The 7,457-nt window shown below is 41.5% G+C and carries 4 protein-coding genes; all 4 read left to right on the forward strand.

What is annotated here, in order from left to right; all coding sequences use genetic code 11:
• The first annotated feature begins 3 nt into the window (after positions 1-3).
• On the forward strand, positions 4-2,082 hold the full coding sequence (locus tag WS42_RS08675; protein WP_046450983.1) for a hypothetical protein: 2,079 nt from the start codon (positions 4-6) through the stop codon (positions 2,080-2,082).
• Entirely contained in the window at positions 2,052-3,023 is a 972-nt protein-coding gene (locus WS42_RS08680; protein WP_146752595.1) for a DUF6340 family protein, read from the forward strand. Before WS42_RS08675 ends, WS42_RS08680 begins: the two co-directional genes overlap by 31 nt.
• 14 nt (positions 3,024-3,037) lie before the next feature.
• Complete coding sequence (locus WS42_RS08685; RefSeq protein ID WP_046450984.1) at positions 3,038-6,202, forward strand: UvrD-helicase domain-containing protein; 3,165 nt, start codon at positions 3,038-3,040, stop codon at positions 6,200-6,202.
• A 600-nt stretch (positions 6,203-6,802) separates the two neighbouring features.
• Positions 6,803-7,457 (forward strand): FecR/PupR family sigma factor regulator (locus WS42_RS08690; RefSeq protein ID WP_046450985.1); only part of this gene is annotated, 655 nt, incomplete at its 3' end.

Consider the following 7,457-nt stretch of genomic DNA (forward strand, 5'->3'; position numbering starts at 1 on the left):
GGTATGCTAAAGCGGTTCGGGGTGGTATTTGAGTATTCTATGGCATGGCTTTTGCCTATTGCAGGTTTGTCGTTTGTTATTGCCTGGCTTAAATTCAGGAAACTTTCAAAATTACCGGATATTTCTAAAGGAATGGCCCTGCTTATTTCCGGGCTTCGTTTTATTGTTATTTTTACTTTACTTGCTTTACTTTTAAATCCTGCTTTTTCGTGGGTCGAAAAGACGAAAGAGAAACCTTTGCTGGTCTTGGCTCAGGACAATTCTGCTTCTCTGATAAAAACGAAGGATTCTTTGTACTATCGGAATGAATACAAGGCATCTTTAGAAAAGATGATCGAGGCTTTGAAAAGCAAGTTCGATATCGTTCCTTTAACTTTCGGAGCTTCGATCCGTCAAAACGATGAATGCGATTTCTCGGAACAATACACGAATATCTCAGCAGTATTCGACTATACCGACCAGCATTTTATCGTCCGCCGCCCGGCGGCTATGATTTTATTCTCCGACGGGATCTACAATACCGGTGTGAATCCGAAATACAAAACACCTGATTTTCCGGTCTATACCGTTGCTTTGGGGGATACCGTTGCTTATCCCGATGTCTATATCCGGAATGTGGAAACGGATAAATTCAATTTTGTAAATACTATTTTTCCGATAAAAGTCGAAGTCGGTGCCATAAAACAGAAAGGAAGCCAGGTAAAATGCAGTTTAAAACAAAATGATCAGGTCATTGCCCGACAGATTTTAACTATTGGACAAGATTATTTTTTTCAGGAAGTCTCCTTCGAAGTAGAAGCTCCGAAAAAAGGAATATTCCGGTATAGTGTCGAACTGGAAAACGATAGGGTGGAACGTACTTATGAAAACAACCGGATAGAAACCTGGGTGAATATTATAGATAATTCTGCTAAAGTTGCTATTTATACCACTGCTCCACATCCGGATATTGCTGCAATTAAGAATGCAGTCGATGTATCCGGTATATACCGATGTAAACTTTATCGCTGGGAAGAACCGCTGGATAGTCTGAATGCTAATCTGGTTATCTTGCATAATCCTGATCCGCATAGTACAGGCTATCAGCAATTGATGCAGGAAATAAACCGCAGAAAATTGTCGGTTTGGTATATATTGACTACACCCGAATGTATCGCTGGTTTCTCCAAACTCCAAAATTTATACACTTCCGATATTAGTGCCGATCAAACCGAATATGCCTCTTTGCAGATCAATGAACAATTTTCCTATTTCGAATTCTCGGAGATGGAAAAAGCGGCTTATAAGGATTACCCTCCTATAATCGTACCTTTTGGAGAGATCAACACCGGTGCTGGGAAAATTTTATTCAGTCAGAAAATTAAAAATACACCTACTTCGAATGGAATTCTTGGTTTTTATGATTTGAATGGACAAAAAATTTCTTATTTTTGGGGAGAAGGTCTTTGGAAATGGCGATTATATTCCTATCAGGAAAATGGTAATCACGAACCGTTCAACACGCTGATCAATAAAATTGTGGATTATCTGACTACCCGTCAGGGAACGGAACGCTTGGTGGATGACATTGAACCTCTCTACGAAGAGTCGGAAGAGATTGTGATTAATGTAGAGTTGTATAACGATAGTTATGAACTTATTAATACTCCTGATCTAAAGATGGAATTAAATATTGGCGGGAAAACGTATAACTATCTTTTCAATCGGAACGGGGAAAAATATAGAATGACTTTGGGTAACCTGCAGGCCGGAGAGTACAATTTTCGTCTGAGTACAGATTTGAAAGGAGAACGATTCACCAAAAAGGGAATTTTTTATGTGAAGAGCCATAATCCGGAATTGAATCGTTTAGTGGCCGATCTGTCCTTACTCAAAGAAATAGCCCGGCATACCGGAGGGGAGTCGGTAAGTGTACGGGATATGGTCCGATTGACGAATGAATTGAATTCAAATGACAGATATATATCCGAATACAAAAGTGAAACGGGATTTTCAGACCTCAGTGAGATAAAAATATTAGGGTTGATAATACTTTTGCTATTATGCATGGAATGGTTTTTACTAAAATTTTTCGCCGGTTGATTTTGGGCCTTTGGGGGGCCACCCTGTGTTCGTGTACCACCTATCGCACCTTATCGATCGAGATACTTCAACCTGCCGGTTTTCATATCGAACAAGGAAAAAAACTGGCTTTGCTAGAAAGAAACATCCGCAACGAAAACAGTATATTGACTTTTATGAAGAATATTCCTGAATTAGACCGGGAGTATTTATTTGAAGATTTCTGTGAAGGGGTGAAATTTATCTGGGAAACTTCGGGGTACAAAGATGCTATAATATGTTTAAAAGAACAGGAAATGGGCTATTGGAACCAATCCTCTACTCCGCCCCCTTTCGCTCCGGATAGTATAATGAATATGTGCCGGAATTTTCACGTGGACTACCTCTTATCCATAGAACTACAGTATTATGATAACGCAGATCCTGGAGGAGAGATAAATACCATTTGGTTTACCCGGTTGTACGATAAAGAACAAGGCGAACCGGTCGATTCTGTGAAGATCTCTTTTAAACTGGATCAGGAAAAACTCGGGGAGTTCGATAACATACCGGAATGTATCCGCAATAGTTTTTGGGAAGCAGGAATGATTTCAGGCCGGCATTTGGTTCCTTCGTGGCAAAAAACACAGCGAAGAGTGTATACTTCCGGGAAAGTGTTGCGGCTGGGGGATACTTTTTTGAGGCATGGTGATAGCGAAGAGGCATTCAATATATGGACCGGTGCCTTAAAATTGACGCCTAAAACAGCTGTCCAGGCCGGGATTAATTTGGGATGGTTGTATGAAAATGCCGGAGATTTCGAACAGGCAAGAGATATTTTATCGGAATGCCGGAAGCTGGCAGAAGAGAATAAGCTAAAAGGGGAAGAAGTGAATTACCTGAAAGATTATCTCGAAATCATTTGCCGGAGAATTACAGAGATGGAAATTCTGGATCGACAAACTTTGCCTGCCGAGCCTTAAAAACAGAAAAGTATATGTTAGATATTTATAAAGCTTCGGCTGGAGCAGGAAAGACTTTTGCCCTGACCCTGGAATATTTCAGGACGATTTTTGCTTCTCCTACTGAATATAAGAATATTTTAGCCGTGACCTTCACCAATAAGGCCACCGAAGAGATGAAGTCGCGTATTATCAATGAACTGCATCGTTTGGCAGACGGGAAAACAAGTGATTACGGAGAGGCCTTGAAGCAGGAATTCGGATTTACCGACGAGCAATTGAAAAACAGAGCTGTTTTGCTTCGTACAATGTTATTGCATGATTACGGACGATTGGCAGTGACGACGATCGATCGTTTTTTTCAACGCATTATCAAAGCTTTTACCAGGGAATTGGGCATCTTTCCGGGCTATAATGTAGAATTGGATAGTGATTTTGTATTGCTCAAAGCTGTCGACAAAGTCATGCAACAGGTGAAAGACAATCCGGGATTGAAAAATTGGATCAGTGAATTGATGAGTAGTAATGTAGAAGAGGGAAAATCGTGGAGTATCAAATCAAAAATAGCCGAGCTCGGTGAAGAACTGTTCAAAGAGAACTACATGCTTTTTGACAAGCATATTCTGGATAAATTCAGTGATAAGGAATTTTTGAAGAATTACCGCTCTTTTTTGACCGCTACCGTTCAAGCTTACGAAAGCCGGCAGGCTGCTATCGGACAGGAAGCGATCGGATTGATCCGGAGCGAAGGGCTTGAACAAACCGACTTTAAAGGTGGAAAGGCAGGATGTGTATCTTATTTTTATAAACTGGTTGCCGGGAATTTCGACGAACCGACGGCTACCGTAAGAAAGGGGGCTCAGGATAGTGCGGCGTGGGTAACCAAAACTTCTCCCCGCAAAGCAACCATCGGGTCTATATGCCCCCGGCTTATGCAACTCCTGCAGGATATTCTGAATCGGTTCGACCAGGATTACAGCTATTATTTGTCAGCCCGGATGCTGTCCGATAATTTGTACCAGTTGGGGATTTTAAATGACCTTTATCAGGAGGTTAGGGCCTATTGTGACGAGAAAGGGCTCATGTTGCTGAGTGATACGACGCATATTCTGAATATGCTGATTGCAGATAACGATACGTCGTTTTTATTTGAAAAGTGTGGGAATTATTATAAGCATCTGATGATCGACGAATTTCAGGATACTTCGGGGATGCAATGGAAAAATTTCCGCCCCCTGGTGGTAAACAGTTTATCGGAAGGGTACCGGACTATGATTGTGGGAGATGTCAAGCAAAGTATCTACCGTTGGCGAAACGGAGATTGGAGTCTGCTGGCCAACGAGGTAGAGCGGCAATTCAGCAGCTTGGGAGTGAATACCGTCATTTTAAAAAATAACTGGCGTAGTGCCCCTGAAATCGTAAATTTCAATAATACCTTCTTTGAGAAAGCAGTCGGTATGCTGACCGATCTATACATTGCCGATGCAGGTGGGGAAGTAAAGGAAAAAACGATAGCTGAAGCTTATCAGGGACTTCAACAGATTCCCCGGAAAAAGAAAAAAGGATATGTCGATATTGTGTTCGGCCCCGACAAAAAGGCAGAAGGGGGGGAGAATATAATCCTGGCAGACCTGATCGCAATCATTCGGGATATCCGGCAAAGGGGAGGACAGTTAAAAGATATCGTTATTTTGGTGAGGGGTGGGAAGGAAGGTGCGCTGGTTGCCGATTTTCTGATGGAATACAATAAGACAGCTGACCGGCCGATCGGTTTTATCTCAAATGATTCGTTGTACGTCTGGTCGTCTCCCTATATACAATTTATCATCGCCATTCTGAAATATATGGTAGATCCCTACGATATGGTCAATAAGACCCAGATTCTTTATTTTTATCGGGTTTTTATTCAGGATGAGAACAATCCGGATTTGCACGATATCTTTTCCGGAATAGGGGAAAAAGAATTATTCGAGGTCTTAGGAACTGATTTTGAATTGGATAAAAATAAAATCATGTCTTATTCCTTATATGAGACGATTGAAACTATTCTGGATAAATTTTCACTTCGTAAGAAACGGGAAGAAATTCCTTATTTGATTGCGTTTCAAGATATTATATATGAATATGAAACCAATAACTCCAATAGTATAACTTTATTTCTGGATTGGTGGGAGAAAGAGCAGGGTAAAAGAGTACTGACCACTTCCGAAGAAGTCGATGCAGTGCGTATTTTAACTATCCACAAATCCAAGGGACTGGAATTTGAATTCGTACTTTTGCCGTTCTGTAGCTGGGAACTGGATAGTGTCCGGCCCGTCAGACGAATTTGGTGTATGAATAACGAACAAGGATTCAATCAATTAGACTATGCTCCATTGAACTATTCCTCCAAGTTAACGAACACCATCTTTAAAAAAGATTACCTGGACGAACACCTGAAAGCCTATATCGATAACCTGAACTTGTTATATGTTGCCCTGACGCGTGCCAAGACCGAGCTTTATGTACGTCCGTACTCTCCCAAAATCAATAAAGACGGTAGCATCTCGATGTCGGATATCGGAGCTTTTATTTATAGTGTATTAGCTGAAACCGAATTAGTGGATAATGCAACTATGCAGGTCGCATTGGGAGAAAAACAGTGTTTCCCTTCAAAAGCCGGAGCAGGTCAGACTTCTGTTACTCTTCAGAATTATCCGGTTTTTCAACCGGGAGAAAGAATCAGTATCAAGTACAAATTCCGGGACTATACCGAGCCTCAGCAAGCTTCTCTTTCGGCGATCGACGAAGGAAAATTATTGCATGAAATTTTTAAACACATCCGGTATGCCGGGGATGTGTCACAGGCTGTTCAACAAGCCTATTTGGAGGGATTGATTTCTATCCGGGAAAAGGAGGCTTACTGTGCGAAGATCGAAGCATATATTTCCAACCCACAAGCTTCTGAATGGTTCGGACCCGAAAATAATATTATGAATGAGAGGGATATTTTATTTCCCGGAGGCAGGAAAACCCGTCCGGACCGAATTATTTTCAACGGTTCGGTAGTCCGTATCATCGATTATAAATTCGGACAAAGTGAGGAAAATAAATATTTGAAACAGGTCGGTTTTTATTGTAATACCTTACGGAAAATGGGATTTAAAGAAGTAGAGGGGTATGTATGGTATGTAAAGTCCGGTAAAATCGTACAGGTATAAAAACAAGCTGTCTCGATACTGAAGCGAATTCTAAAAGTTAGACAAAAAACTTTGGCAGTTATATAAAAAACTTTACGTTACGTTTCCGTCAGACACCACCGGACTTAGAAACCATAAATTTCAACGAAACAGAGGTTTTCCGATCTCTTGTAGTAAAATCGGTTTCAAAATCGATGCCTTACAGGAAATTATTCTGATAAAGTAGCTCAGCTATCCATACTTCGATAGAGATGATCCGGTGTTTTTATTCTGTAAATTTTCCTTATCCTTTCTTTGCCGGTTTACGCTAACGGTAGATGCCGGGTTTTGTGCCGGAAGACCTTTGGAGCAGGAATGGGGGTCTGGTTAGATTCTCCGGATGCCCGACCGGTGGTGTCTGACGACACAGAACCTGAAATCGGAATAAAAAGAAAAAAATTGAACCTACATTTTGGGTAAATATGTATAAAACACTAAAACCTAAAAGTTTTAGTGTTTTATTGCCTGAAAGATACTGTTTTGTTGGAGGTAGAAGTTGTCTTTAAAAAATATGATAAAAATTTTTCCTTCGTCATATATACTTTTTCACCTAATGAGTGTTATTAATATAAAAATAGAATAATGACAGATTACACGAGAGAATTAAAGATCGCTGAACTCATCGTGCGCCAGGAAATAGGCGAATTAGACACTGCAGAACAGCAAGCACTCTCCCGATGGCTGGAAGAATCGGAGGCGCATGCAGCGCTTTACCGGAGGCTTTTGACGAAACCACAGACGATTTCCTCTGCGGCAGAGTTTGATACGGAACGATTTATACGGGGTACGCAGCGTAAAATACAGCAACACAAAATTCATCGTTTGGTTTGGCAGTCAGCCTCGGTTGCCGCAGTCTTTATGATCGTTCTGTTTTCTGTCTTATTCACCCGGGAAAACAGGCCTCCCGAATCGTCTGTTGTGAACGATGTGCCGGTAGCCGGAAAGACACAAGCGGTATTGTCCCTGCCCGATGGCCGGCAGGTGGCCCTCGGAAACGAAAAAGAACAGGATACAGCCTGGATGAAATATGTTGAAGCCTGTACTATCGAATCGAAAGCTACCACTGAACCGGCCGACATAAAAATCGAAGTAGCCCGCGGAGGAGAATATAAAATCCGCCTGGAAGACGGAACGACAGTTTGGTTGAATTCAGAAAGCTCGTTGATTTATCCGGAAAAGTTTACCGGTGATAAACGGGCGGTCCGGTTGTCGGGTGAGGGATATTTCGAGGTGGCCC

It is taken from the genome of Odoribacter sp. N54.MGS-14 (assembly GCF_000980295.1).
Taxonomy (GTDB): domain Bacteria; phylum Bacteroidota; class Bacteroidia; order Bacteroidales; family Marinifilaceae; genus Odoribacter; species Odoribacter splanchnicus.